15 protein-coding genes and 1 tRNA gene are annotated in these 25,449 nt (G+C 35.1%); 4 read left to right on the top strand and 12 right to left on the bottom strand.

The window, feature by feature from the left end:
• Positions 1-24: 24 nt before the first annotated feature.
• The 3 genes from CHB80_RS23080 to CHB80_RS23070 all read left to right on the top strand — a co-directional run bounded on the left by CHB80_RS23080 (position 25) and on the right by CHB80_RS23070 (position 6,531).
• Positions 25-1,881, top strand: coding sequence for a DNA topoisomerase IV subunit B (locus tag CHB80_RS23080; RefSeq protein WP_089373890.1), 1,857 nt, complete (start codon positions 25-27; stop codon positions 1,879-1,881).
• Between the two features lie 59 nt (positions 1,882-1,940).
• Complete coding sequence (locus tag CHB80_RS23075; protein ID WP_089373889.1) at positions 1,941-4,652, top strand: DNA gyrase/topoisomerase IV subunit A; 2,712 nt, start codon at positions 1,941-1,943, stop codon at positions 4,650-4,652.
• A gap of 223 nt (positions 4,653-4,875) precedes the next feature.
• Entirely contained in the window at positions 4,876-6,531 is a 1,656-nt protein-coding gene (locus CHB80_RS23070) for a T9SS type B sorting domain-containing protein (RefSeq protein WP_143337232.1), read from the top strand.
• A gap of 3 nt (positions 6,532-6,534) precedes the next feature.
• On the opposite strand, the gene CHB80_RS23065 is transcribed toward CHB80_RS23070, so the two are convergent.
• The 4 genes from CHB80_RS23065 to CHB80_RS23050 form a co-directional block, all read right to left on the bottom strand.
• Positions 6,535-7,461 carry a hypothetical protein gene (locus CHB80_RS23065; RefSeq protein WP_089373887.1) on the bottom strand — a complete coding sequence of 309 codons (927 nt, stop codon included), beginning with the start codon at positions 7,459-7,461 and terminating at the stop codon, positions 6,535-6,537.
• A gap of 117 nt (positions 7,462-7,578) precedes the next feature.
• Positions 7,579-8,952, bottom strand: a complete 1,374-nt coding sequence (locus CHB80_RS23060; RefSeq protein ID WP_089373886.1) for a serine hydrolase domain-containing protein — start codon at positions 8,950-8,952, stop codon at positions 7,579-7,581.
• Between the two features lie 452 nt (positions 8,953-9,404).
• On the bottom strand, positions 9,405-11,171 hold the full coding sequence (locus CHB80_RS23055) for a serine hydrolase (RefSeq protein WP_089373885.1): 1,767 nt from the start codon (positions 11,169-11,171) through the stop codon (positions 9,405-9,407).
• Between the two features lie 525 nt (positions 11,172-11,696).
• A tRNA-Ser gene (locus CHB80_RS23050) sits at positions 11,697-11,781 on the bottom strand.
• Between the two features lie 394 nt (positions 11,782-12,175).
• On the opposite strand from CHB80_RS23050, the gene CHB80_RS23045 reads away from it, so the two are divergent.
• The gene (locus CHB80_RS23045; protein WP_089373884.1) at positions 12,176-13,087 is read left to right on the top strand and encodes a YitT family protein; all 912 of its coding nucleotides are present in this window, start codon (positions 12,176-12,178) and stop codon (positions 13,085-13,087) included.
• A gap of 15 nt (positions 13,088-13,102) precedes the next feature.
• Here the strand turns inward: CHB80_RS23045 and CHB80_RS24805 are convergent, their stop codons facing one another.
• The 8 genes from CHB80_RS24805 to CHB80_RS23010 all read right to left on the bottom strand — a co-directional run bounded on the left by CHB80_RS24805 (position 13,103) and on the right by CHB80_RS23010 (position 25,436).
• Entirely contained in the window at positions 13,103-13,279 is a 177-nt protein-coding gene (locus CHB80_RS24805) for a hypothetical protein (protein ID WP_179218256.1), read from the bottom strand.
• A gap of 330 nt (positions 13,280-13,609) precedes the next feature.
• Complete coding sequence (locus CHB80_RS23040) at positions 13,610-16,279, bottom strand: glycoside hydrolase family 3 C-terminal domain-containing protein (protein WP_089373883.1); 2,670 nt, start codon at positions 16,277-16,279, stop codon at positions 13,610-13,612.
• Between the two features lie 30 nt (positions 16,280-16,309).
• On the bottom strand, positions 16,310-17,728 hold the full coding sequence (gene xylE / locus CHB80_RS23035; RefSeq protein WP_089373882.1) for a D-xylose transporter XylE: 1,419 nt from the start codon (positions 17,726-17,728) through the stop codon (positions 16,310-16,312).
• An 11-nt stretch (positions 17,729-17,739) separates the two neighbouring features.
• The gene (gene xylA / locus CHB80_RS23030; protein ID WP_371875000.1) at positions 17,740-19,056 is read right to left on the bottom strand and encodes a xylose isomerase; all 1,317 of its coding nucleotides are present in this window, start codon (positions 19,054-19,056) and stop codon (positions 17,740-17,742) included.
• 4 nt (positions 19,057-19,060) lie between these two features.
• Complete coding sequence (locus tag CHB80_RS23025) at positions 19,061-20,545, bottom strand: xylulokinase (RefSeq protein WP_089373880.1); 1,485 nt, start codon at positions 20,543-20,545, stop codon at positions 19,061-19,063.
• 2 nt (positions 20,546-20,547) lie between these two features.
• Positions 20,548-21,549, bottom strand: coding sequence for a GntR family transcriptional regulator (locus CHB80_RS23020; RefSeq protein ID WP_089373879.1), 1,002 nt, complete (start codon positions 21,547-21,549; stop codon positions 20,548-20,550).
• Positions 21,550-22,009: 460 nt separating this feature from the next.
• Complete coding sequence (locus CHB80_RS23015; RefSeq protein ID WP_089373878.1) at positions 22,010-22,906, bottom strand: DUF6268 family outer membrane beta-barrel protein; 897 nt, start codon at positions 22,904-22,906, stop codon at positions 22,010-22,012.
• Between the two features lie 364 nt (positions 22,907-23,270).
• On the bottom strand, positions 23,271-25,436 hold the full coding sequence (locus CHB80_RS23010) for a serine hydrolase domain-containing protein (RefSeq protein ID WP_089373877.1): 2,166 nt from the start codon (positions 25,434-25,436) through the stop codon (positions 23,271-23,273).
• Positions 25,437-25,449: the final 13 nt, after the last annotated feature.

The raw sequence follows: 25,449 nt of genomic DNA, 5'->3' as shown, positions 1-25,449 counted from the left end.
ATATTAGCCATTCTACCTACAATTATGACGAAAGAAACACAATACAACGAGGATAATATACGATCGCTTGATTGGAAGGAGCATATTCGTATGCGACCAGGAATGTATATTGGAAAATTAGGCGATGGTTCTAGTGCAGATGACGGTATCTATATTCTAGTAAAAGAAGTACTAGATAACTGTATCGATGAGTTTGTGATGGGAGCCGGAAAAACGATCGAAATTTCTATTCAAGGAGATAAAGTCATCGTACGTGATTATGGACGAGGTATTCCTCTTGGGAAAGTAGTAGACGTAGTTTCGAAAATGAATACGGGTGGTAAATATGATTCCCGTGCATTTAAGAAATCTGTCGGCCTTAATGGTGTAGGTACAAAGGCAGTTAATGCGTTATCAAATTACTTTAGAGTAGAATCTACACGTGATGGTAAGTCGGCTTCAGCAGAATTTGAACGAGGAGAACTGACCAATCAAGAACATCTTGATGAAACTTCACGAAGAAGAGGAACAAAAGTTTCTTTTATTCCAGATGAGAGTATTTTTAAAAATTATAAATTCCGTAGTGAGTATGTAGAGCGTCTCATTAAAAACTATGTATACCTTAATCCAGGACTAACCATTGTCTTTAATGGTGAAAAGTATTTTTCAGAAAACGGATTAAAAGACCTTCTTTCAGAAAGTATAGCAGAAGGAGATCGTTTGTATCCAATCATTCACTTAAAAGGAGATGATATTGAAGTAGCTATGACACATAGCCGTACACAGTATTCTGAAGAATATCACTCTTTTGTAAATGGTCAGAATACAACACAAGGAGGAACACACCAGGCAGCTTTTCGCGAAAGCATCGTTAGAACCATACGTGAGTTTTATAACAAAAATTATGATGCTTCAGATATTCGTAAGTCTATTGTCTCTGCCATAAGTATCAAGGTAATGGAGCCTGTATTTGAATCTCAAACAAAAACAAAGTTAGGGAGTACAGATATGGGAGGTGATTTACCTACAGTACGTACCTATATCAATGATTTCCTAAAACGTTCATTAGATAATTTTCTTCATAAAAATACGGAGGTTGCTGATGCTTTACAGCGAAAAATTTTACAAGCAGAACGTGAACGTAAGGATCTTTCTGGAATACGTAAACTAGCTAAAGAGCGTGCTAAGAAAGCAAATTTGCACAATAAGAAATTACGAGATTGCCGTATCCATCTTACAGATAGTAAAAAAGAACGTAATCTAGAAACCACGTTGTTTATTACAGAGGGAGACTCTGCAAGTGGATCTATTACAAAGTCAAGAGATGTGAATACACAAGCAGTTTTTAGCTTAAAAGGGAAACCACTCAATAGTTATGGGTTGACCAAGAAAATTGTGTATGAAAATGAAGAATTTAACCTTTTACAAGCGGCACTTAATATAGAAGAATCTATAGAAGATTTACGGTATAATAATATTGTGATTGCTACCGATGCCGATGTAGATGGGATGCACATTCGATTGTTATTAATAACCTTCTTCTTACAGTTTTTTCCAGAACTTATTAAAGAAGGACATTTATACATTTTGGAGACTCCATTATTTAGAGTTCGTAATAAGAAAGAAACGATTTATTGTTATAGTGAGCAAGAACGTCAAGATGCCATGGCTAAATTGGGAGCAAAACCAGAGATTACTCGATTTAAAGGACTTGGTGAAATCTCTCCAGATGAGTTTAAATATTTTATTGGAGAAGATATACGTCTAGCACCTGTAATGCTAGATAAAGCATTAATGATAGAAGAATTACTTTCTTTCTATATGGGGAAAAATACTCCTGATCGTCAGAAATTTATTATTGAAAATTTAAAAGTAGAATTAGATAGAGTGGATGAACTCTAACGAATATAGATACACTTATTTGCCTAATATTATAACTAACTAACGCGCTTTATTGCCCAATGAGTGAAGAAATAAACGAGCATAACGAAGAAGAATTAAACGAAGATATGGAGCCTCTGGAAGGTGGTGAAGCTACAGGAGAAACAATTACCCGAGTATCTGGGATGTTTCAAGATTGGTTTCTGGATTATGCATCTTATGTAATTCTAGAACGTGCAGTTCCTGCTATAGAAGATGGTTTTAAACCTGTACAACGACGTATCATGCATGCACTTAAAGAGCTAGATGATGGTCGTTATAATAAGGTGGCAAATGTAGTTGGACACACCATGCAGTATCATCCACATGGAGATGCAAGTATTGGAGATGCAATGGTAGGGATAGGTCAGAAAGATCTATTAATAGATACTCAGGGTAACTGGGGAAATATATTAACAGGAGATCGTGCTGCAGCTTCCAGATATATAGAAGCTAGACTTTCTAAGTTTGCGCTTGACGTTGTGTATAATCCTAAAATTACCGACTGGCAAGCGTCTTATGACGGACGTAAAAAAGAGCCTATTAATTTACCCGTAATGTTTCCATTACTCCTTGCACAAGGAGCAGAAGGAATTGCCGTAGGGTTAAGTACCAAAGTATTACCACATAATTTTATTGAACTTATAGATGCTTCTATAAAGCATCTTAAAGAAAAACGATTTACACTAGTACCTGATTTTCCAACAGCAGGAATTGCAGATTTTTCAAATTATAATGATGGTCTTCGTGGAGGAAAAGTACGTGTTCGAGCACGTATGTCTCAACAAGATAAGAATACACTTGTCATTACAGAAGTTCCTTTTGGGCAAACTACAGGATCTTTGATAGACTCTATTCTAAAAGCGAATGACAAAGGGAAAATTAAAATCAAAAAGATAGAAGATAATACCTCTGCAAATGTAGAAATCTTAGTACACCTCCCTTCTGGTATTTCGCCAGATAAAACGATAGATGCTTTATATGCATTTACGAATTGTGAGACTTCTATCTCTCCTTTAGGATGTGTTATTGAAGATAATAGTCCTCTATTTGTTGGCGTCACAGAAATGTTGAAACGAAGTACCGATCGTACTAAAGAGTTACTTCGTCAAGAATTAGAAATACAACGTAACGAGTTTGAAAACCAATGGCATTATGCTTCTCTAGAGCGTATTTTTATTGAAAATAGAATCTATCGAGATATCGAAGAAGAAGAAACTTGGGAAGGTGTTATTAAAGCGATAGACAAAGGGTTAAAACCACATGTAGGTCATTTAAAACGTGCTGTGACTGAAGAAGACATAACACGCCTTACAGAGATACGAATCAAGCGTATTTCTAAATTTGACATCGATAAAGCTCAGCAAAAAATTGATGCCTTAGAAGAACAAATAGCCGAAGTAAATCATCACCTTGAGCATCTTACTGAATATGCTATAGACTACTTTACGCGTTTAAAGAAAGACTACGGAAAAGGAAAAGAACGTAAAACAGAGATTAGAATCTTTGATGATATTCAAGCGACAAAAGTAGTGCTTCGTAATACAAAACTCTATGTGAATAGAGCAGAAGGGTTTATAGGAACATCACTTAAACGAGATGAGTATGTAACAGATTGCTCAGATATAGATGATATCATTGTTTTTACTAAAGAAGGTAAAATGATGGTGACCCGTGTAGGCACTAAAACTTTTATAGGAAAAGATATTATTCATGTTGCTGTTTTTAAGAAAAAAGATAAGCGTACTACCTATAATATGATTTACAAAGATGGCACTGGAGGTGCTACCTATGTAAAACGTTTTAATGTTACTTCTATCACACGTGATAAAGAGTACGATCTTACCAATGGTAAGAAAGGATCTATCATGTATTATTTTACAGCAAACCCCAATGGAGAAGCCGAATTATTAACCGTGTACCTAAGAGCAGTAGCCAGTGTTAAAAAACTTCGATTAGAAATTGATTTAGCAGATATTCTCATTAAAGGACGTGCTTCTAGGGGTAATATTGTGACCAAACATTCTGTAAAATCTGTCGAACTTAAAGAAAAAGGATTGTCTACACTTAAACCTCGTAAAATATGGTTTGATGAGACAGTACAGCGTCTCAATGTAGATGAGCGTGGGGAGCTTTTAGGCGAATTTAGATCTGAAGATAGATTGCTTATTATTAATCAACACGGAAATGTACGAACCATTGTTCCTGATGTGACAGCACATTTTGATAACGATATGATTGTTCTTGAAAAATGGGAACCTCAAAAACCAATTACGGCTATCTATTGGGATGGAGATAAAGAACGATATTATGGAAAACGCTTTTTAATTGAAAATCCAGAAAAAACAGAAACATTTATTTCTGATCATGATAATAGCCAATTAGAACTAGTCTCTACAGATCATAGACCCGTTGCAGAATTGGTATTCTACAAAGAACGAGGTAAAGACCAGAAAGAGAATGAATCTGTCAGTATGGAAGATTTTATTGCTGTAAAAGGAATAAGCGCTCTTGGAAATCAATTATATCCTCAAAAACTGAAACAACTTAACTGGTTAGAATCATTACCGTACGAAGCTCCTGTAGAAACTCCAAAAGAAGAGATGGAAGTCATTGATGAAGAAACCGTACCTTCGGTAGCTTCCGAAACGACGGCAGTTCCAAAAACAGATACCTCAACTTCAGAAAATAACACTTCCGAAAATGAGAATGGGGAAGAGTTGGATGATGAAGGGCAAATTACACTGTTTTGATAAATAACAGTTTTTCATAATCAACACTACAACGTTTTCGTTAATTTTCGTTTATGAAGTTTGAACAGTAGGCTGTTAAAGTTGTAGTCTTTTTGGTCGTTATACGTTATATTTAACTAAAACTATAGCTATTTTTAAAACAGGTTACATAGTAAAACAAATCAGTTGGTGTATTGTATTATGCGTTGTTTCCGCTTTCGCGAAAGCGCAAGATTGTGCCATATTGACAAGTCCAAATGTCTTGCCTGTTGAAGATCCTGTAACGTGGACAGATGAAGGGGTTGCTGGAGGATATATTCTTACCATTACAGATTCTGATGGAGTCACATCTACGATTCAAAGAACACCTTCTCAAACATCATATATACCAGCAATAGGTTGGCCAGAAAATGAAACCTACACCATTGTTATAGCTCTAAGGGAAGATCCTGCCGATCCAGATCCTACGACTATTTGTAATTCACAAACATTTAGCACAGGGATGATCACAACCTTACCTGGCTGTAATATGATTACGAGTCCGCTAGACGGTACCATAGATGTGTCTTTAACTCCTTTGATTACATGGAGTTATGCACCTAGAGCTACTGAGTATTTATTAAATTTAGGAACTACTTTAGGCGGTAATGATGTCATTGCAGATCAACTTATTACAAATGGAGGGCTTTCCTTTCAAGTAGTTACTCCGCTAGCAGAAGGCACCTTATATTACGTAAGTGTAACACCTCGTAATGCTATAGGGGAAGCCGTAGGTTGTGCTAATGACAGCTCATTTACAACGTTAATTAATGCTTCTGAAGTCCCAGATTGTACCATGCTTAGTTCTCCCTCTAATGGAGAGGATAATGTGGCATTAACTCCCTTGCTTACATGGTTTCCTGTTGCAAATGCAGATGGATATAGACTCACCATAGGCAGTAGTCCTACAAATTCTGATGTGGTTGATGATATAGATTTTGGGAATGTTACTTCTACATTTGTGGTAGATTTTGAAGAAGGGATCAAATATTATGTTACCATTACTCCTTATAATAGTGCCGGTGATGCTATAGATTGTACGCAAACGTGTTTTACAACCACCTTGGGTTGTGGACCTTATTTTGACCCCATTACAGGTGAAACGGTTGATTTAAACCCACAAATCGATTTAGAGGATAGTTATAGCTTTTGTACCAATGAAGGACCTCTTACTTTAAACTATAATGGCGTAGGGCAAGAATTTTCTTGGATTCAATTTGTAGATGATACCGAATTAGAAATTTCTTCTACACGCGATGTTACGATTACTGAGAGTGGTACGTATCGATTAGATGTTATTTCAGAAGTGCCTATAGAAGAAGGCATTATTATGTGTGATAGTTCACATACATTTACGGTGACATTCTCAGAAGTCCCAGTGATTGTAGATTTAAATCCAACGCTACAGAATTTAAATATTAGTATAAATGTGGAAGCAAGTGGTATAGGCGATTATGAATATTCAGTTGTTTCGGCAGAAGGACCGTATCAGGATAGCCCTATATTTACCAATCTAGGAGCATCTGATGTTGAGGTGTTTGTACGCGATAGAAATGGTTGTGGTATTGCTAGTGAGCGACTTGATTTTGATATTGATTTAGGATTTCCTAAATACTTTACGCCTAATGGAGATGGGATCAATGATTATTGGCAAGTACGTGGTACGGTAGTCAAAGGAGAGACGATTACATTTATAGAAATTTATGACCGTTATGGCAAGCGTATTACAAGTTTTAGCCCTCGTAGTATTGGATGGGATGGAACCTTTAATGGAAGGCGTTTGTTAGACGCTGGATTTTGGTATAAAGCTTCTACCTTAAGTAATAATGTGTTGATAGGACATTTTGCATTGCGTAGGTAGTAATCACTCTTCCTGATAATAATACATCGCAGTTACTTGTGTTTCTCCTACCTGTTCTCCTGCGTAAAAATAACTTGAATTTCTATGTGTAGGTAAATTATATTCATTAAACTCATAGTCACTAAACCATTCATCTGGTGGTCCTCCCGGTTCATACTCGCGAATTCTATTATTTTCAGAAAAGAACATATAAAATTGACTCATTTCTTGTCTTAATTCAGGGATAAAAGCAATGATATCTTTAAGGTTTGTATTTGAATGTAGAGGATTTCTTTGATTGTCAAACATATATGTGTAATAATGAGGGAAGATAGAGGTGAGGTTTGCATTGTAAAAACCTGTTGTCCAACCAAAATCTTCATGACAAGATTCATAAAAATAATAGGGATCTAGCTCTACGATTGTCTCCATATTACAGTACTGAAGCATTGGATTACCTTCTTCATAATAATAGGTATTGTAAAACACATCTTCTTGTGTATTTAAGAGTACACCATCTTGCATATGCTCACTGTCCTCATAATAGGTGTTTTCTTCTGTATTATAGAAGAAGGTTCTATCATTTATCTGAGAAATATTACCATTAGAATCATATGTAATATCCTGTAATACTTCAATAGTATTACCTGAAACATCTTTTTTTACAATGGCTGTTATTTTTAAGTTATCGTCTAACTCAAAATGGGTTTCAAAATCATTTGCTGCATCGCGGTATTTGAAGATGTTGCCATGAGTATCAAAGTAATACACACGTGTCGTTTGATCATTAGAAATGATATGATACTCAGTAATAATAGTAGGATCAATTTCTGTGACAGGTGTTATTTCTGTAGTTGTGTCTTCTTGAAGAATCATTTCATCTTGGTCAGTTTCACAAGAACATAAAATGCAGGTAAGAATAAACGTGAAGAAAATAGTATTTTTCATCATAGTTGTACTGATTTGGGATGTCTAATGTAGTAAAAAAGAAGGGAACTTGTTTAAAACAAGTTCCCTGCAACTCATGTTACTGAATTTATCAGTGTGATATTTTTATTGGGTATAGGATTATTTCACTTTTTTAAATACAAAGGTTTCTCCTTGGATTACTTCATAACCAGTAACTTGACCTTTTTCATTCCGTTGAAATTTGAAGGAGGCATTCACAGCTTTTAGAATAAAAATATCTTTATCTGACGGGGTTAATATTGCATCATTTGCAGGTGCTTTAGGATCACTCAGGAGTAATTGGTTGTCATATAGTTTTATTTCAAAAGTTCTTGATAATTCTTCACTTTGTAACTCATAGATTCCTATATAGTCTTGTAATTGTTCTTTGGAGATTTCTTTTTTACTGAAAATTTCGATAGGATTATTCAGTAATACACTTGCTAGATAATTTGCGAGTTCTTCGGTTCTATCAAATTTTCTATTGGCTAAAATGCAAATAAAGAGATCTTCATTGGGTAAGTATAGTCCGCTGGAAGTATACCCAAATAGGTTTCCCCCATGCTGGATGGTGGGACTTCCCTTAAGGTTTTTGATAAAAAAACCATATCCATACCCAGTCCCTTCGCCAGAATCAATGGTCTTTTCGGTGGTTAATTGCTCAACAACAAACTCAGAAATCACTGTTTTTTGTACGAGGGCTCTATTCCATAGCAATAAATCTTGTACAGTAGATACGATACCACCAGGTGCATATAATGCCGAACCTACGATTTTAGGACCTGGATATACCTTTCCATTTTTTTCATTATATCCTACAGGGATTCTATTCTTCTTGATGTTTTCAGGATACCAAAGACCACTAGAAGTCATTCCTAAAGGTTCAAAAATATGAATTCTGAGATAGTCTTTTAACGATTGTCCTGTTACTTTCTCAAGAGCAGCGCCTAGTAATGGGTAGTTAGAATTACTATAGCTCCACTTTGATCCTGGTTTAAATGTAAGCGATTCATCTTTATAATAGTGTATTAATTGCTGTGGGGTATGTTCTTGAGCTAATAAGTAAAACTCATTATCATCAACATCAAAATAATTAGGGATTCCTGAAGTTTGAGATAATAAATGATGAATGGTGATAGGATGTGTTTTGGTAGGGTAGTAGGAGACGTATTTTTGAATCGTATCTGATAAACTCATTTTACCTTCTTCCACTAATTGCAGGATAGCCGCCGAAACAAATTGCTTTGTCATCGAAGCGATTTGAAAAACCATGTCTTTCTTTAGCTTTCGTTTGGGGTCTAACGATGCCAAACCATATGCTTTTTCAAAAATTATCTCGCCATTTTTAGCAATAAGAACAGCAGCTCCAGGTTCATTTTTTGGGTATTCTTCAATTAAAAATTGTTCTATAGTTTTTAAGTGTTGTTTTTCGCTTTGCGCGAAATTTGAATGCGAAATAATGACTAGAAGTAGTGGTAAAAGGTATTTTTTCATTTGTGTTTATTTTCAAGCAAATGAATTGATTTATAAGACATCAACCTATCCAAATCTAGATTTGAGTATATGTTTAGGTCAATTTTTTATAAAAGTTTTTATGATGTTTTACCATTTCAGTGAATTCGTCATACATATGAAGTTGTATTCATTTTACCTGTTATGTCGTAGAAAAATAAATTGCATTAGGATGCTGTATTTTCATTCTTTTCCTCAAACCCTAAAGAATGGAATGAAAATTCATACTAGGGTACTTTACGTTAAGGAACATTAGTAAAAATAATATCAAATGTACAACAGGCAAGTTGTATACCTTTTCGCTTTAAGCGAAAAAAACCTTAGACATAAGAGATTCATACGTTCAAAATTTTAAAATAGAAACCATATGCATAAAAACCATTCCTTTGATTGATGCTAATAGTACATACACATATGGATCGTTGTATTCGGCATTATTCTTTCAAATCATAAGGAATATAGTTAGACCACTCCCAAGGCGTATACACATCGGCTAAAGCAACTTCTAGTAATTCCTTATAAATACGCTCTCCATTATCACTATTGGTCATGATTAACATTCCTTTACCTACTTCAGGAAATAAGATAGAATAATGCTGAAATCCATCGCCATGTCCGCCTTTTGTAACTGCCTTTCCATAGGGCGTATCAAAATATAACCACGCTAATCCGCAACTTAATTGAATATCATCGTATTTATCGGTGATTGTTTTAGAATTAGGACCAAAATGCGCTAAGGTGTTAATTCTAATCTGAGAACGAAACATTTCATCGTAAGATGTTGTACTTAGAATTTGCTCATTTAAGACAGCAGTTAAGAATTTGGTATAATCACTGGCTGTTGTTTCTAGCGTACTGGCAGATCTAGGTTCGTTATCGATATCCTTGCCATAGGTTTCACCTTTAATGTTATGTCCATGCGCGAAATCTTTTTCAAATTGCGGTTGCCATTGATATGATGTGTTGTGCATCTCTAAGGGTTTGAAGATAAATTCTTGTGCCAGTTCTTCAAGTGACTTATTTGTAAGTTTTTCTAAAACCACCTGAAGATACACTAGACCTTCACCACTATAGAAATATTGAGACCCTGGTTCGAAATTCACTCTTAATTTCCTGTCCGATTCAAAAAATCGCCAGTTATTAAATCCAGAAGTATGTGCTAGACACATTCGTGCTGTTATCTTATGATACAAACTATCTGTCTTTAGATCAGTATAGTTGTCATGCCATCTAGTGAGTGGCTCATATTCATAAATTTTCTTGGGTAAATACGATTCAAGTGGTGTGTCTAGATCAATCACATTGTTTTCTACCAATTTCATCACAAGAACACCAAATACAGCTTTACTTAAAGATGCCCCATAGATGTTTGTAGAATCTGTTAATACCAATTGTTTAGGAACATTTTTATAGCCAAATGTTTGTTGGTACACAGGACTTTTATCATTAAAAACCGTAACGGCCAATCCATGTACTTCGGCATCTTTTATGAGGTTATTGATCTTATGAGTTAGTGAATCTTTAGAGATATGAGTCCCATCCAAACGTTCAACGGATGTTACACTTGTATGGTTACAACTTGTAAAAAGTAATAATCCAATAATGATCAAACTAGGAGCTGCAAAAGACTTGCTTTTCTTCTTTTTCCTAATAAAAGGAAATGCCAATGGATAAAAACAGGTGAGTGTATTGGTTACTTTTACGATGTTGATTAACATGATGAGCATACTAAAAGGAATCACCGCTATAAAAAAGAAAAACCCCCATTTTTCAATAGTCACTAATGTAATGAGGCTTAAAAGATAAAGAATACTCATACTAATCTGGAAGTTGATGATTTTTCTACCATGTGTATCATAGATGCTATTATCCTCTCTCTTGTGAATCCACAGAAATAACGGAAATAGTATATTTGATAATGGAATGATAAACCCTAAAAATGGCGTACTGTGTAATAGAATAAGCCATTTCTTTTGAATGTCTTCTTCCTTAGGGTTTTCTAAAACCACCAGATCATCAACCTCTATTTGTAATGCATCTGCTAATAATTTGATGGTTTTAAGATGTGGCGTGACATCTCCTTTTTCTATACGCTGAATAGTTCGTACTGTTACTTTAGTTTCTTCCGATAATTGTTCTTGTGTATACCCTTTTCGTTTTCTTTGATAGATTAGATTTTTTCCGATTGAACTAGTTTCCATATGTTTCGTTTTTTGATATTACAAAGGTATGGGTGTCCCCTTGTTTTTATAGCGACATTTAGATGTCATGTAGGTGTCATTTGTTCTATAATAGGACTTTTCAACGCAATAAATTACATTTTATCACTATATGTTGTTAGTATACTAAATACGAGATAATTTTTAGGATGTTGCTGGAAAAAGGAAATTATAGGTGTTGTACTTCCACCTTTAGTACTTACTTTTTGAGTTACATAAGTAAAAATTGAGCTTTGCTCTAAGCGGAGAAAGAGGGATGAACTATGTTGATCCCAAATAGGAAATCCAATACATCAAAACGCTTCAGGCTACGCCTTGCATCTTTTTGATGCGGAGAAAGAGGGATTACAGATCCCTGCATCACACGCTGGTGACAATAAAGCTCAATCTCGCTATCGCGATCTCTGGGCTTTTTCTTTTCCTGTTCTCTTTTAAAAGCGATGCTTTTAATGTTCACATAAAAAGAAAAAGCCCGATTTCTATTCAGAAATCGAGCTTTGCTCTAAGCGGAGAAAGAGGGATTCGAACCCCCGGAGGTGTGACCCTCAACAGTTTTCAAGACTGCCGCATTCGACCACTCTGCCATTTCTCCTGAGTGCCTCATCAAGGTATTTCCTTGAATGCGGGTGCAAATATATGACGCTTTTTCTTTTTAAAAAACTTTTGAGAATAAATATTCTAAAAAAAACAGTATTCCTGTCAAAACAATGAAACCTTTCGTCTTGTAAACGCATCATTAGTAGCAGTAGCGTCATTCCGAATTCATTTCGGAATCTCATAGTGTTTGTATTAGATCATTTTAATGAGAACCTGAAACGAGTTCAGGTTGACGTTTATATAGTATCACAGAGTATCGAATTGATAAAAATAGTAGCAATACATTTCTTATTTATAAGGAAATCTTATGCTTCATATGATAATTATAAATAATAATATATGTAAAATTAACTAGATATTTGCACTCGTAATTAGAGATAATAAACACAATGAATAAAGGCACACTCATCGGTTTTATAAAAGAATATATTCAGATTCTATTTGGGATTATCCTTGCAAGTATTGGGCTAAAAGCTTTTTTACTGCCTAATGGTTTTTTAGACGGTGGTGTTACAGGAATTGCTATTTTATTGAGTAAAATTCTTGAGATAGATATTTCTTTTATTCTGATAGGCGCAAGTATTCCTTTTATAATTATCGGGATATTTACGATATCCAAACGTATTTTAATTAAATCAATCATTTCTATCCTATTGCTTTCTATTTCTATTCATTTAGAAACCTTTCCAGTAATTACCGATGATAAACTCTTAATTGCCATTTTTGGAGGTTTGTTTTTAGGCTTAGGAATTGGTCTTGCCATTAGAAATGGTTCTGTATTGGACGGATCAGAAATATTGGGAATTTTTATTTATGATCGATTTGGGATTAGTATCGGAAAGAACATTCTTATATTTAATAGTATCCTTTTTATGATTACTGCTTTTGTGATCTCTACCGAAGTGGCGATGTATTCTATATTGACGTATATCGTTACCGCCAAAATAATTGATCTAGTCATAGAAGGATTTGAAGATTTTGTAGGCTTTACTATTATTTCTAAAAAAGCTACCCAAATTGAAAGTGCATTATTAGCCGAAATAGGGGTAGGAGTTACTGTTTATAAAGGCGCTTCAGGATATGGTAGTTCAGGGCAGCAAGAAGAGATACGTATTATTCATACGGTAGTAAATCGTATTGATATTCGGAAATTGTATCGATTATTAACCAAAATAGATAAGACTGCCTTTATCATTGAATTTGATGTTAATAATGTAAAAGGAGGAGCTTTACGTCATTATTTCAATAAGAAAAAAGGAACACGTTTATCTACGTCTATTATTGCCTCTGCTAATGAATAAGTTATAAGACATCGTTTATGTTGTATCGAATTTTTTAAAATACATAGGATTTGACTTTATACGCTTTCGCGAAAGCGTACTTAGATACATTTTCATAGATATATCGTATTCCATTATCTTAATGATTCTAAATAGGGTAGTGGTCGCTTTTGCACCTACAACATCTGTTTTACTTCTTGTCTGGTCGAGCACAGTCGAAACCTTTCTGAATTACAATGAGTACTAACTAAGCTCTCGACTGCGCTCGAGATGACAGTATAGTGCGACTATTTAATTACTAGTATTTAATAATATGTACTATTGAATCCGTTGTGCATTTGATGCTATTTCTACTATTTTTCCAATGCTAAAGGGGAAATAGTAAAAATTTTCATTCCATCCTTTAGGATTTGAGGAAAAGAATGAAAATACAACATCTGTTTTACTTCTTGTCTGGTCGAGCACAGTCGAAACCTTTCTGAAAGATAATGAGTACTAAGTGAGCTCTCGACTGCGCTCGAGGTGACATTCTTATTGAATTCCCTATTTTATAGTAACCACCTTAGATACTAAATTAGTAGCCACAGAATTGTTGAGCTCATCGGCAGTAGGTTGTCTACCACCAATACTGATGGACATTTTCCCTTCTAGATATATCTTGTTACCTGCTTCATCTAATTGTGCATACAGTTTTGGTGTGATGCTAAAATCAACTGTTTTTGTCTCATTTGCTTTTAAATGAATACGTTTAAAACCTACTAGCGATCGTATAGGAGCATCATTTGTACTATTGATATGGGTGATATACACTTGTACGACTTCGTCGCCATCTACCTTACCAGCGTTGGTTACTGCAACCTTTAAAGCGATCTCTTTTTGGGCTTCTACAACATCAGATACTTCTAAATTTGTATAGATAAAATTAGTATAACTTAGTCCGTGGCCAAATGCATATAAGGGATCTCCTTTAAAATATTTGTAGGTTCTATTTCCCATATCGTAAGACTTAAAATCTGGTAAGTTCTCTACAGATTTGTAAAAAGTAACCGGCAATCTACCCGCTGGATTGTAATCTCCAAATAACACATCGGCAATAGCCTTTCCACCAAATTCTCCGGGATACCATGCTTCAAGAATAGCAGGAATGTTTTCATCTGCCCAATTGACTGCTAGGGCACTTCCATTCATAAGTACCAATACGGTAGGTTTTCCTAGCGCATGAATCTCTTTGAGTAATCTTATTTGTGTTTTAGGAAGTGTAATCTCAGAACGATCTCCTTTATCAAACCCTTCGAGTAAGACGGGCATTTCTTCTCCTTCTATATTAGGAGATAAGCCTAAACAAAGCACCACCACATCTGATTTTTTAGCTGCTTCAATAGCAGGGCTTAATAAGTCTTGATCCTTTTTTGCCCATACCAAATGAGCTTGAGGGTCTGTGTGATAATTGAAGTAGTCTATTTTAATATCGTAGGCAACTCCTTTGGTAAGCTCAGTATCAAAATATCTAGTTTTTGGTTCATGATCATCACTAAACTCAAATTGTAATTGTTCATTAAAATAGATTTTTCCACCGCTACTTGCTTTCAATCCTATTCGATAGGAACCTGTTTCTTTAGGAATAATTTGCCCTGTCCACCTAACCGAAAATTCATCATTCTGAATATCTTTTACAGGTTTTTCTGGCATCCAGATAAAATGAACGGCAGTATCATTTCTTACCAATGCGGGTTCACCTTCCCAAGATCTATTGGCGAAATAGGCTCCTTTTAAACCTTTTTTATCTCCATTTTTAAGTACAGAAGTGGGAATGGGTTCTAAAATAGGCCATCCTTCTGCTACATCACTTCCTAATGCATAATTGATTTGTGCATTGGGGAGTTTGTCTTTGATAGCTTTCAGAGGAGTAATAAATTGATGAGGTGTTCCATGATAGTTTCCTAGTAAGGCTTGTTTTGAATTTGCATTTGGACCAATCACTGCAATGGAGGTAATGTCTTTGGATAGCGGTAACAATTGGTCCTCGTTTTTAAGCAATACCATAGATTCTCTTGCAACTTTTTCAGAAAGTTGGTAGTGTTTATCACTTGCGACCACATCATACGGGGTTTGTGCCCATTTTACATCTTCAGCTGCATCAAACATACCGAGTTTAAAACGAGCCGTAAATAAGCGTTTCAAAGCAATGTCTAATTTGGATTCATCTATGAGCTCTTTGAGTACAGCTTCTTTTAAATTAGGGTCGTATACATTACCACAATTTAAATCGGTACCACTAGTTACAGCCAATGCACCAGCTTCTGCAGCTGTCTCAGTAAGACCATGTCTGTTAGGTTCCCAAAAATCTGCTATCGCCCAACAGTCTGATACCACATACCCTTGAAAGTCCCAATCGTCTCGTAAGATTTTTTGAAGTAATAAATTGCTGCCACAGCAGGCTTCATCTCTAAATCTATTATAGGCACACATTATGGAGTGTACCTTAGCTTCTTTGACAGCCGCTTCAAATGCAGGGAGATAGGTTTCATACAAATCTCTATTGGATACCTGATAATTATCTTGATGTCTAGACTTCTCAGGACCACTATGTACCGCAAAATGTTTGGCAGTTGCGACTAGTTTTAAATATTTAGGATCGTCTCCTTGTAGTCCTTTGATGTAATTGACGCCAATTCTACTGGTTAAATAGGGATCTTCTCCATAGGTTTCTTGACCGCGTCCCCATCTAGGGTCTCTAAAGATATTAATGTTAGGTGTCCAAAAGGTCAACCCTTGATAAATACCTCTCTTTCCTTCCTTGGCGAATTTATGATGTTTCGCACGCGCCTCATCAGAAACGGCAACGCCCATATCATGGATTAACGTTGGATTCCATGTTGCTCCCATACCAATTCCTTGTGGAAATACAGTGGCTTCTCCAGCACGAGCAACACCATGAAGGCATTCGTTCCACCAATTGTAGGCAGGGACTCCTAATCGCTCTATTTCTGGAGCATCATATCGCATTTGTGATACTTTCTCACCTAATGTCATCTGATGGATCAAATCTGTAGCTCTTTCCTCAAATGATATCTTAGGGTTTTGAAATGTATACTCATAGGTAGTTGTAGTATGCTCGGTACAGGCACAAAATAGCGATATTAAAATAACACCTATTAAGAATTTGTGGACAGTTTTTAAAGTAAATATAATTCGATCTGATTGCGTATTCATACGATGATTATTTATAGTATCTTATATATATTATTTCCATAATTCTTCCATCTCTTCGAGTGTTTTTCCTTTGGTTTCAGGAATAAACCTCTTGACAAATAGAAAAGCTAAAATGCCCATAATGCCATATACCCAATAAGCAAATCCATTGTGAAAATGCTCAGTAAGATAGCGGTTATCATCCATCATAGGGAATGTAAAAGAGACTGCATAATTTGCGATCCATTGTGCTGCCACTGCAATTGCCATGGCTCGTCCACGAATTTTATTTGGAAATATCTCTGATAATAATACCCAGGTTACAGGTCCCCAGCTAAGTGCAAAACTAGCGACATAAATTATCATGCATACGAGAGCGAGATAGCCTGTAGATTCGGCATAAAAAACAAAACCTAATGAAAGCATTGCTAAGGACATTCCTAAGGCACCTATCATCATTAAAGGCTTTCTTCCGTAGCTATCTACTGTTTTGATAGCAATAATGGTAAATAAGAAATTGACAATACCCACAATGATGGTTTGTAAAAGAGCACCATCGGTATCTGGATTTATATTTTTAAAGATTTCTGGGGCATAATATAAAACCACATTAATCCCAACAAACTGTTGAAAAACAGAAAGTAGTACTCCAATAATAATAACCGCCCAACCAAATGAAAGTAGTTTTTTTGAATCTGGTTTATGAATAGAGGTTTTTATCTCTTCCTGTATCTTATGGGCCTCAGATTCACCATTTACGTTGATCAATACTTCTAATGCTTGTTCTTGTTTATTTTTAAGCATTAGCGATCGTGGCGTGTCGGGCACAAAAAATAGCAATAGTAAGAATAATACTGCGGGTATGATTTCTGAAGCAAACATCCATCGCCAGCCTACAGTATTGAGCCATTGGTCAGAACCGCCAAACTTAGAGATAAAATAGTTGACAAAATAGACCACCATAAACCCAGCAATGATTGCTAATTGATTATACGATACTAATTGACCTCTTTTTTTTGCAGGCGCTATTTCTGCAATATATAAGGGAGATAGCATAGACGCTAGTCCTACACCAATACCTCCGATCACTCTGTAAATGATGAAAATAGTAGAAAATGTATGATCTGCTTCTCCAATAGGTTTTAGTAATAGTTCAGGCATCGCCGATCCTAATGCAGAAATGAGGAATAAAATACCCGCTATAACAAGTCCTTTCTTCCTACCTACGGCAGTACTAATAAAACCACTCAGTATGCCTCCTATAATACATCCAATCAAAGCACTGGAAACAATAAACCCTTTAAAAGCACTTGCTGCATTTTCGCTAAGGTTTTTTGGTGTCACAAAAAAGCTTTCTAAAGAACCCACTGTTCCTGAGATAACTCCCGTATCATAACCAAAAAGGAGCCCTCCTAAAGTAGCGATCATGGCTAATTTAATTAGGTATGAAGAATTCTTAGAAGAAGCCATAAAATGGGTGTTTAGATATATTGATTAATGATGTTTTCAAAAAGCTCTTGCTTACCACTTTGTAAAGGAAGTTCGCCATTTTCTTTTGCGATCTCATACAAGTCTTGAAGTTTCAATTGACCAGTTTCAAATGCTTTTCCTTTTCCTGCATCAAAGGAACTATAACGTTCTTCTCTTAGTTTTAGATAGGATGATGATGTCATAATCTTATCTGCAGTAATAAGTGCTCTGGCAAATGTATCTGCGCCTCCAATATGTGCATAAAAAACATCTTCCATATCGGTAGAATTACGCCTTATTTTAGCGTCAAAATTAATACCACCTCCTTGTAAACCACCAGCTTTTAAAAATACCAACATGGCTTCGGTGGTTTCTTGGATATTATTTGGAAACTGATCTGTATCCCAACCATTTTGATAATCACCTCTATTGGCATCTATACTACCTAGCATATTTGCTTTAGCTGCTACTTCCAGTTCGTGTTGGAACGTGTGTTGTGCTAATGTCGCGTGATTCACTTCTATATTTAATTTAAAATCTTTGTCAAGTCCATACTCTTTTAAGAATCCAATGGCCGTAGCAGCATCAAAATCGTATTGATGTTTCATAGGTTCCATAGGTTTTGGCTCTATGAAGAAAGTACCTTTAAAACCTTGTGATCGTGCATAATCTCTTGCCATTGTTAAGAACTGTCCCATATGGTCTAACTCTCTATGCATATCTGTATTTAGTAAAGACATATAGCCTTCACGACCACCCCAAAACACATAGTTTTCACCGTTTAACTTAATAGTTGCATCTAGTGCTAGTTTTATTTGTGCACCTGCTCTAGCCACTACATCAAACTGAGGATTGGTAGCTGCACCATTCATATATCGCGGATTAGAAAAGCAATTAGCAGTTCCCCAAAGGAGTTGAATATCTGTTTCATTTTTCTTTTGTTGGATATAATCTACAATCGTATGAAGACGTTTTTCAGATGCAGTAAATGTGGCTGCTTCTTGTACAAGGTCAAAATCATGAAAACAGAAATAATCAAACCCTAATTTTGAAATAAATTCAAAAGCAGCATCTGCCTTATCTTTTGCGGCTTGTATAGGGTCTGAGGCGCTATCCCAAGCAAAACTTTGCGTGCCGGGTCCAAAAGGATCAGATCCTTGACCACAGAAAGTATGCCAATAGGCAATGGCAAACTTAAAATGCTGTCGCATTGTTTTTCCTGCAATTACTTTATCTTGATCGTAATATTTATACGCCAAAGGATTATCTGATTGTGGTCCTTCATAAGCGATCTTTGGAATACCTTTAAAATACTCTTGGCTAGCCATAATTTTAATTGTTATTTAATGTATGTTCTAATTCTTTTTTCCAGTGTTGATATGCTTTTTGATATGGAGAAATATCTTGGGAAGGGGGATAGGTCATGATATGATCATTTGAAACTATTTGTTTGCTAAAGAATGTAAAGTCATAATCTTTAAGATTCGCAGCTCTGGCAGCGCCTACAGCACCAGTTGTATTATAAATTTCAATGGGTTTTCCAAGTAATGTAGCGATCGTTGTTCCAAAAATTTCTGATCTAAATAAATTGTCATTACCCGCTCGTAATGTATGTATCTGAGTATGATCTTCTTTTAATAATTCCATACCATATACAAAGGAGAAGGCAATACCTTCTAGCCCAGCTCTGTAAAGATGTGCATCTTGATGACGGTTTAGATCAAGATTTTTGATGTGTGTCCCTATGATACGATTATGAAACATTCGCTCTGCACCATTACCAAAAGGCAATAAGATAATGCCATCAGATCCAATAGGGATCGTAGCTGCTTTTGTATTCATTTCTTCATATGATGAGGCTTTTGTATTGTTGAGTAACCAACGGTATTGTATACCAGCACCATTTATATTTAGCAACCTTCCTATGGTAGGAGTTTCAAACGAGTAATTGGCATGTGCAAATTGATTTACACGTTGAATTTCTTTAAATGTAGATTGCTCGGTGACTGCATAGATCACACCAGAAGTTCCTCCTGTGAGTGCTGCTTGTCCTGATTCAAAAACTCCTAATGAAAGTGCGTTGTTGGGTTGATCACCAGCTCTATATGTTATAGGTGTATCCACGGGTAATCCTGTTGCTTCAGATGCTTCTGCGTTCACCTTACTTTGTAGTGTAAAATTTTCTGTAATAGTAGGAGTGAGGTCTTTAGCAATACCATACTGTTCTAGTAACACATCGGCAATGGTATGATTTTTATAATCCCATAAAATACCTTCTGAAAGTCCATTTTTAGTGGTATGAATAGTACCACTTAATTTATAAGCAATATAGTCACCAGGTAACATATATTTATGAATAGCATTATAAACATCTGGCTCATTGTCTTTTACCCATTTTAACTTGGATGCTGTAAAATTACCCGGAGCATTAAGAAGTTGATTCATACATTTTTGAGTTCCTAAATCTTCATAAGCTTTATGACCAATTGTTACGGCACGGCTATCACACCATATAATGGAATTTCGTAAAACTGCTCCTTTATGATCTACCAGTACTAATCCATGCATTTGATATGCAATCCCTATAGATTGAATGTCTTTGGGAGGTATTTGTGTTTCTTTTAGAGCGCGTTTAATGGCTTTACAGGTATATTCCCACCATGTTGCAGGATCTTGTTCTGCCCAACCCTTTTTGGGTGCATGAATTTCCATCTCTATAGAAGGCTCCTGTAAACTAATCATACATTCACCTGTAGTAATCTTAACGATAGCTACTTTAATAGATGAGCTCCCTATATCTAATCCTATACTATACATGTTTATAAGGACTCTCTAAGTGTTAGGGTAGTAGGTACATAGTGCTGCATAGGATCATCTGATGTAATAAACTCGGCGGCTTTAGTTCCTAATTCCTTAAAATCTGTTGAAATCACAGAAATCCCTTTATAAATAAATTTTTTCATAGGGGTTTCATTGTATGAAAGGAAACCAACATCTGTTCCAGGTTCAAAATTATTGTCTTTACTCTGTTCAAGAAATCTTCCTAGCATACGGTCACTAACACTTAGATAAGCAACTCCTTTCTCTACCTTGAAATTCTTAGGATCTGTAATTATCTGATAATCGAAATTGAAATCTTTACAAAATTTTTCAAAATAGACTACTGTTTCTGTTGGATGATAGGTAAAAGAAGGATATAAGAAATCGAGCCTTTTGTACTTTCGTAGTGCTGTTTCAGCTTTAGTTATTGATGTGTAGAAAGATTCTCCAAAGTCTTGAAAAACATAGTTGTTAGTAGCATCTGTATAGATGTTCCAATCTATTTGTAGTAACTTATCATTATTAATTTTTGACACCACATCTTTCACTTCTTTGTGGTCAAAATTCATGACAATGTATTTATAATACTTACCAAGACTGTTATTTATGATCGTTTTAAAATTATCAATATTATAGTGATGAAATTGTACATCAGAAATAATGTTTTCAGGTAAATTATTGATAAATGAATGGTATAGAACTTCCTTATATGCTTTAAAAGTATCTAGAACTAATAATACTTTTTTTGTGTCATGAGCGACAAAGTATCCCTTATTAGGTACCGCATCTACAACACCATTATCTTTTAAAATAGAGTAGGCCTTAAATACTGTATCTCTGGATAACTTATGTGTTTTACAAATGGCATTTACCGATGGTAACACACTTCCTTTTTTAATAGAGCTTTCTGCAACAGCATCAACTATTGATGTTACAATTTGTTGATATTTGGGGACATCACTGTCATGATTTATCTGTAATATTGATTCGTTTACATCCATTCTGTTCTGTTATGGTTCGAATTTATAAAAATTAATTTAAAAACCAGTATATCTAGATGTTTTTCTTATCAATATCGTTTTATGTGTGGTGTAAAATGTATTCAATATAGACGCTTCAAAAGCCTTTGAGGTAGGTCGTATATATGCAAATGCTAATTGAACTTTTGTGCACTTAGAATACGTTTTATCGCTTTGCTATCCTTATGCTTGTGAACCTGACTATCGGCAGGCAGGTCTCATGAGTACGCTTTACCGTTTCACTCTCCCTTTGGTCATGAATCTCACAAGTTCGCTTTCGCGAAAGCGTATACATAAAGGATCGTATAGATTTCGCTAGAATTATGTTATTTTTAAGGTGATACCTTATGTGTAAAAAGATTAAAAATGATTACAGTTTAAAAATAAAAATCACCGCTATCCATACGATAGCGGTGATTTTATATCATAAGTATCAAATATTTTATAGCCCAGTTCTAAAAATAAGGTCTAACCCAACAAATGGTGCCGCCTCAAATTCTGAATTAAGCCTCGTTCTATCATCGCCTCCCACTTGAAATGTTAGTACTTGCACTCCTACATCATCTCCTTGTGCATATAAACCATAATCTGTGGTGTCAAAACCAACGCGCGCACGTACAATAAGACTGTCATCTAGCAACCCATAGGCTGCAAATGCAGAAAATCGTATAGACTCTTCCTGTACATAAAATCCATCACCTAGTTGTGATGCGATATTATATGATTTTACAGAAGTAAGAAGATTTCCTCCTACACTAAAGTGATCAGTTACAGAATAATTTGCATCTGCTCGTATAGGTAATGTAGCGTTTATGTAAAATTTCTTGTTTTTTGACTTATACCATAAACCAATGAGTGGGGTTACCGTTGTTCCAAAATTTTCTGAAGAGACATACGTACCAAATTTTAAACTATACTTACTTGAATATCTTTTTTCTAATAATGCAAGACCTCCCATTTGAAAATCATTATCTCCTATGTTATTAAAATCTGATGCAAATTTAGGTAGCGCTACATAGGTACCACTCCATTTATTACCATGATCAAGCTTGACACCTAAATTAAGTCGGGTCATGATTAAGTTGGTTCTACTTATAGAATTATTTAAACTTAATCGTGTGTTTTCATAGGTAAAACCAGAAATTAACGTAATATCACTAGTTAATGGTAATGGGAAATACACTTCGACATTAGCATTCCCAACATCAGTCTCTTCGTCATTATCTACATTACCTAATGTAGCTGAATGGTAGGTCGCTTTTACTACATCTAAGTAATCTTGAGCATAGCTCATGGTTCCAAAAATTAAAAAAGCGAGTAAGGTTATTTTTTTTGTCATAATGATTTGGTTGTTTTGTTTATTCTTTAGATATGGAAATTAAACAAATTAAATGATTCCTAATAATTTATTACAATAAAAAATAATTATGCTATCTATAAATAGGGAGGTAACTATTGGTTTTATAGTGGTTTATAATATCAAAGCCTGATTTCTAGCAAGAAACCAGGCTTTGGTGTGTATTGTATTGGATAGACACTATATCCTTATCTAATTTATATGTGTCAGAGTTCGCTTTACCATTTCATTCTCCCTTTGGTCGTGAATCTCGCAAGCTCGATTTCGCGAAAGCGTATACCTCCACGATACTTTTATTGACGCTACTAAAGGGTAATACCCTTAGACTTGCCCCGAGGTAGTTTACCTATCTATGCCATTCTTTTTGATAAGCTGGTTTTTCTATAATCTCCTCCTGTACCGAATCAGAAAGTTGATTTCCTTTTTTATCAATTGTAATCTCCCATACATTGGTTTTACAATTGTTTTTTAAGGCTAGATTATTTGATTTGCATTCTTGTTTGGTTCCTTTAATGATATATCCTGTTTCAGTTTCTTCAGCAAAATTCCCATACTCATTATAAAAATCACCATAGGTAGCACTCCATTGCTCTTTTCCTTTGGCATCTACTTTAATCACATAGACATCATAGTTTCCATTGCCATACGAGCTTGTAAATCCTACTAGAAGATAGCCTCCGTCTTTGGTATCAATAATAGAGTTGGCTTTATCGTAGCTACTTCCTCCGTATTGTTTAAACCAAATTTCATTACCATTTTCATAATTTTTAGTCAATAAAATATTAGAACCTTTTCCTTTAGAAGCAATGGTAGTTACTTGTATAGAGCCATTGTCTGTAGGAATGATAGGTTGAAATTCTAAAGATGTTTTCTTTACAAATTTGATATTCGCCACACGATTTGTGGTAAGTAAAATTTCACGCACTCGGTTAAAAGCATCTTTTTGTACTTTTAATTTATAACCAGATACTAAAAAGAATGAAGGTGTTAACTGGGTAATTTCTGACGTTTGTTTTCTGCCTGTTTGTTTGATGAATAATGCGTCATTTTTTCTGAAAATCTCAAAAGCAACATCTAACTCTGTATTTTCATAATGACCTGTGTAGGCATCTAACTCATAACTATTTAAACTTTTATTGATCAACTTTGTATGATGTCTGGGTGCTGCTCCTGGCAGATACAACGTAAGATCTATAGGCTGTCCAGTAGTTCGAGTAAATGTAATTTTTGCATCAGAAGACTCTTCAAAAGTATATAGATTTTCTTTTTCTTTTATGAGTATAAATGGATTGTTGTTACCTCTTTGGTATTTTATTTTCCCATCTTCTTCAAAAATAGTTATGATTATATTTTCATCGGCTGTGGCATAGGTTCCTGTAAATGCTTCTAGTGATAATGGATCACCGAGAGTTAGGTTTTCAAAATCTGTTTGAGTGATTTCTACTTCCTTTTTAGGTAGTAGGACGTTTGCTACTTCATCTGCAATACCGCCACTCCAAACGTTACTATTAGAACTCATTACAAAAATAGAAAGCCTCTCCTCAGGATAACGTACCATCTCTGCACTATAAGAACCTGTACCTCCCGAATGATGTACTGCTTTATAGTTAAGTCTATTGGTGAGCTCTAATCCAAAACCATAGCTGGTAATCTCACTATTAGGTATAGGAAGCTGACTTTGTATTAATAATTGATTATTTGTTTTCTGCGCATTTTGAACGGCTTGCTCATAGATTAATTGATCCTTTAATGTTGTATATAAAAAACCATCACCATATAAATTGGTAAGCATAGGAAACTGTTGCCATACACCATCTCCCCAATCAGAGTAGGGAAGTACCTGATTTGGCATTACCGCCATGTAGTTTTTCAAAAATGATGTATTTTTCATTCCTAACCTTTCAAATAACTGTTTTGAATAGTCATGGAAATTTATTCCAGAGACTTTCTCTACAATTTTTGTCAATAGGGTATAATTAGAATTACTATACGTATAATCAGATCCAGGCGCAAAATTAAGATCTTCTTGTTTTTCTAGTAATTCAATTACATCATCATTATCTATTCCTACGCGTCGCCACCAAGGATTTCTTTGCACCCCCATTAAATCGGGATAGTCTCTAATACCACTTGTGTGATTGATGAGATGCCTTATTTTAATAGGTTCTTTTATATTTTTATATAAATTAGGAAGATAGGTACGTATATCATCTTCTAGGCTGAGCGAACCTTCTATGCTTAATTGTAAAATACATAAAGCGGTAAATTGCTTAGCTACCGATGCTATATTAGAACGAGAAGTTTTAGTTGCTTTTACTTGATGTTGTAAACTGGTAAGGCCATTATAATATTCATATACAATAACTCCATCTTTAACAACTCCTACAAATAGACTAGGATCATTTGCCTCTATTTTTGAAGAAACAATAGCGTCTATTTTATCTGTAGCAATGGTTTGTGCAATGCTTATAAAAGATAGTAGAATAAGAATAGGTGTGATTATTTTTTTCATGACGTGTTTTTAA

Source organism: Dokdonia pacifica (assembly GCF_900188275.1).
GTDB lineage: Bacteria > Bacteroidota > Bacteroidia > Flavobacteriales > Flavobacteriaceae > Dokdonia > Dokdonia pacifica.
This window is presented reverse-complemented; position numbering and strand designations above follow the sequence as displayed.

Excerpts from the sequence above, each read along its gene's own strand:
- xylE (WP_089373882.1), bottom strand. The coding sequence starts at position 17,728 with ATGGCTTCTTCTAAGAATTCTTCATACCTAATTAAATTAGCCATGATC.
- CHB80_RS23065 (WP_089373887.1), bottom strand. The coding sequence starts at position 7,461 with ATGATGAAAAATACTATTTTCTTCACGTTTATTCTTACCTGCATTTTA.
- xylA (WP_371875000.1), bottom strand. The coding sequence starts at position 19,056 with ATGGCTAGCCAAGAGTATTTTAAAGGTATTCCAAAGATCGCTTATGAA.
- CHB80_RS23080 (WP_089373890.1), top strand. The coding sequence starts at position 25 with ATGACGAAAGAAACACAATACAACGAGGATAATATACGATCGCTTGAT.
- CHB80_RS23040 (WP_089373883.1), bottom strand. The coding sequence starts at position 16,279 with ATGAATACGCAATCAGATCGAATTATATTTACTTTAAAAACTGTCCAC.
- CHB80_RS23015 (WP_089373878.1), bottom strand. The coding sequence starts at position 22,906 with ATGACAAAAAAAATAACCTTACTCGCTTTTTTAATTTTTGGAACCATG.
- CHB80_RS23020 (WP_089373879.1), bottom strand. The coding sequence starts at position 21,549 with ATGGATGTAAACGAATCAATATTACAGATAAATCATGACAGTGATGTC.
- CHB80_RS23010 (WP_089373877.1), bottom strand. The coding sequence starts at position 25,436 with ATGAAAAAAATAATCACACCTATTCTTATTCTACTATCTTTTATAAGC.
- CHB80_RS23055 (WP_089373885.1), bottom strand. The coding sequence starts at position 11,171 with ATGGAAACTAGTTCAATCGGAAAAAATCTAATCTATCAAAGAAAACGA.
- CHB80_RS23075 (WP_089373889.1), top strand. The coding sequence starts at position 1,941 with ATGAGTGAAGAAATAAACGAGCATAACGAAGAAGAATTAAACGAAGAT.
- CHB80_RS23045 (WP_089373884.1), top strand. The coding sequence starts at position 12,176 with ATGAATAAAGGCACACTCATCGGTTTTATAAAAGAATATATTCAGATT.
- CHB80_RS23025 (WP_089373880.1), bottom strand. The coding sequence starts at position 20,545 with ATGTATAGTATAGGATTAGATATAGGGAGCTCATCTATTAAAGTAGCT.
- CHB80_RS23060 (WP_089373886.1), bottom strand. The coding sequence starts at position 8,952 with ATGAAAAAATACCTTTTACCACTACTTCTAGTCATTATTTCGCATTCA.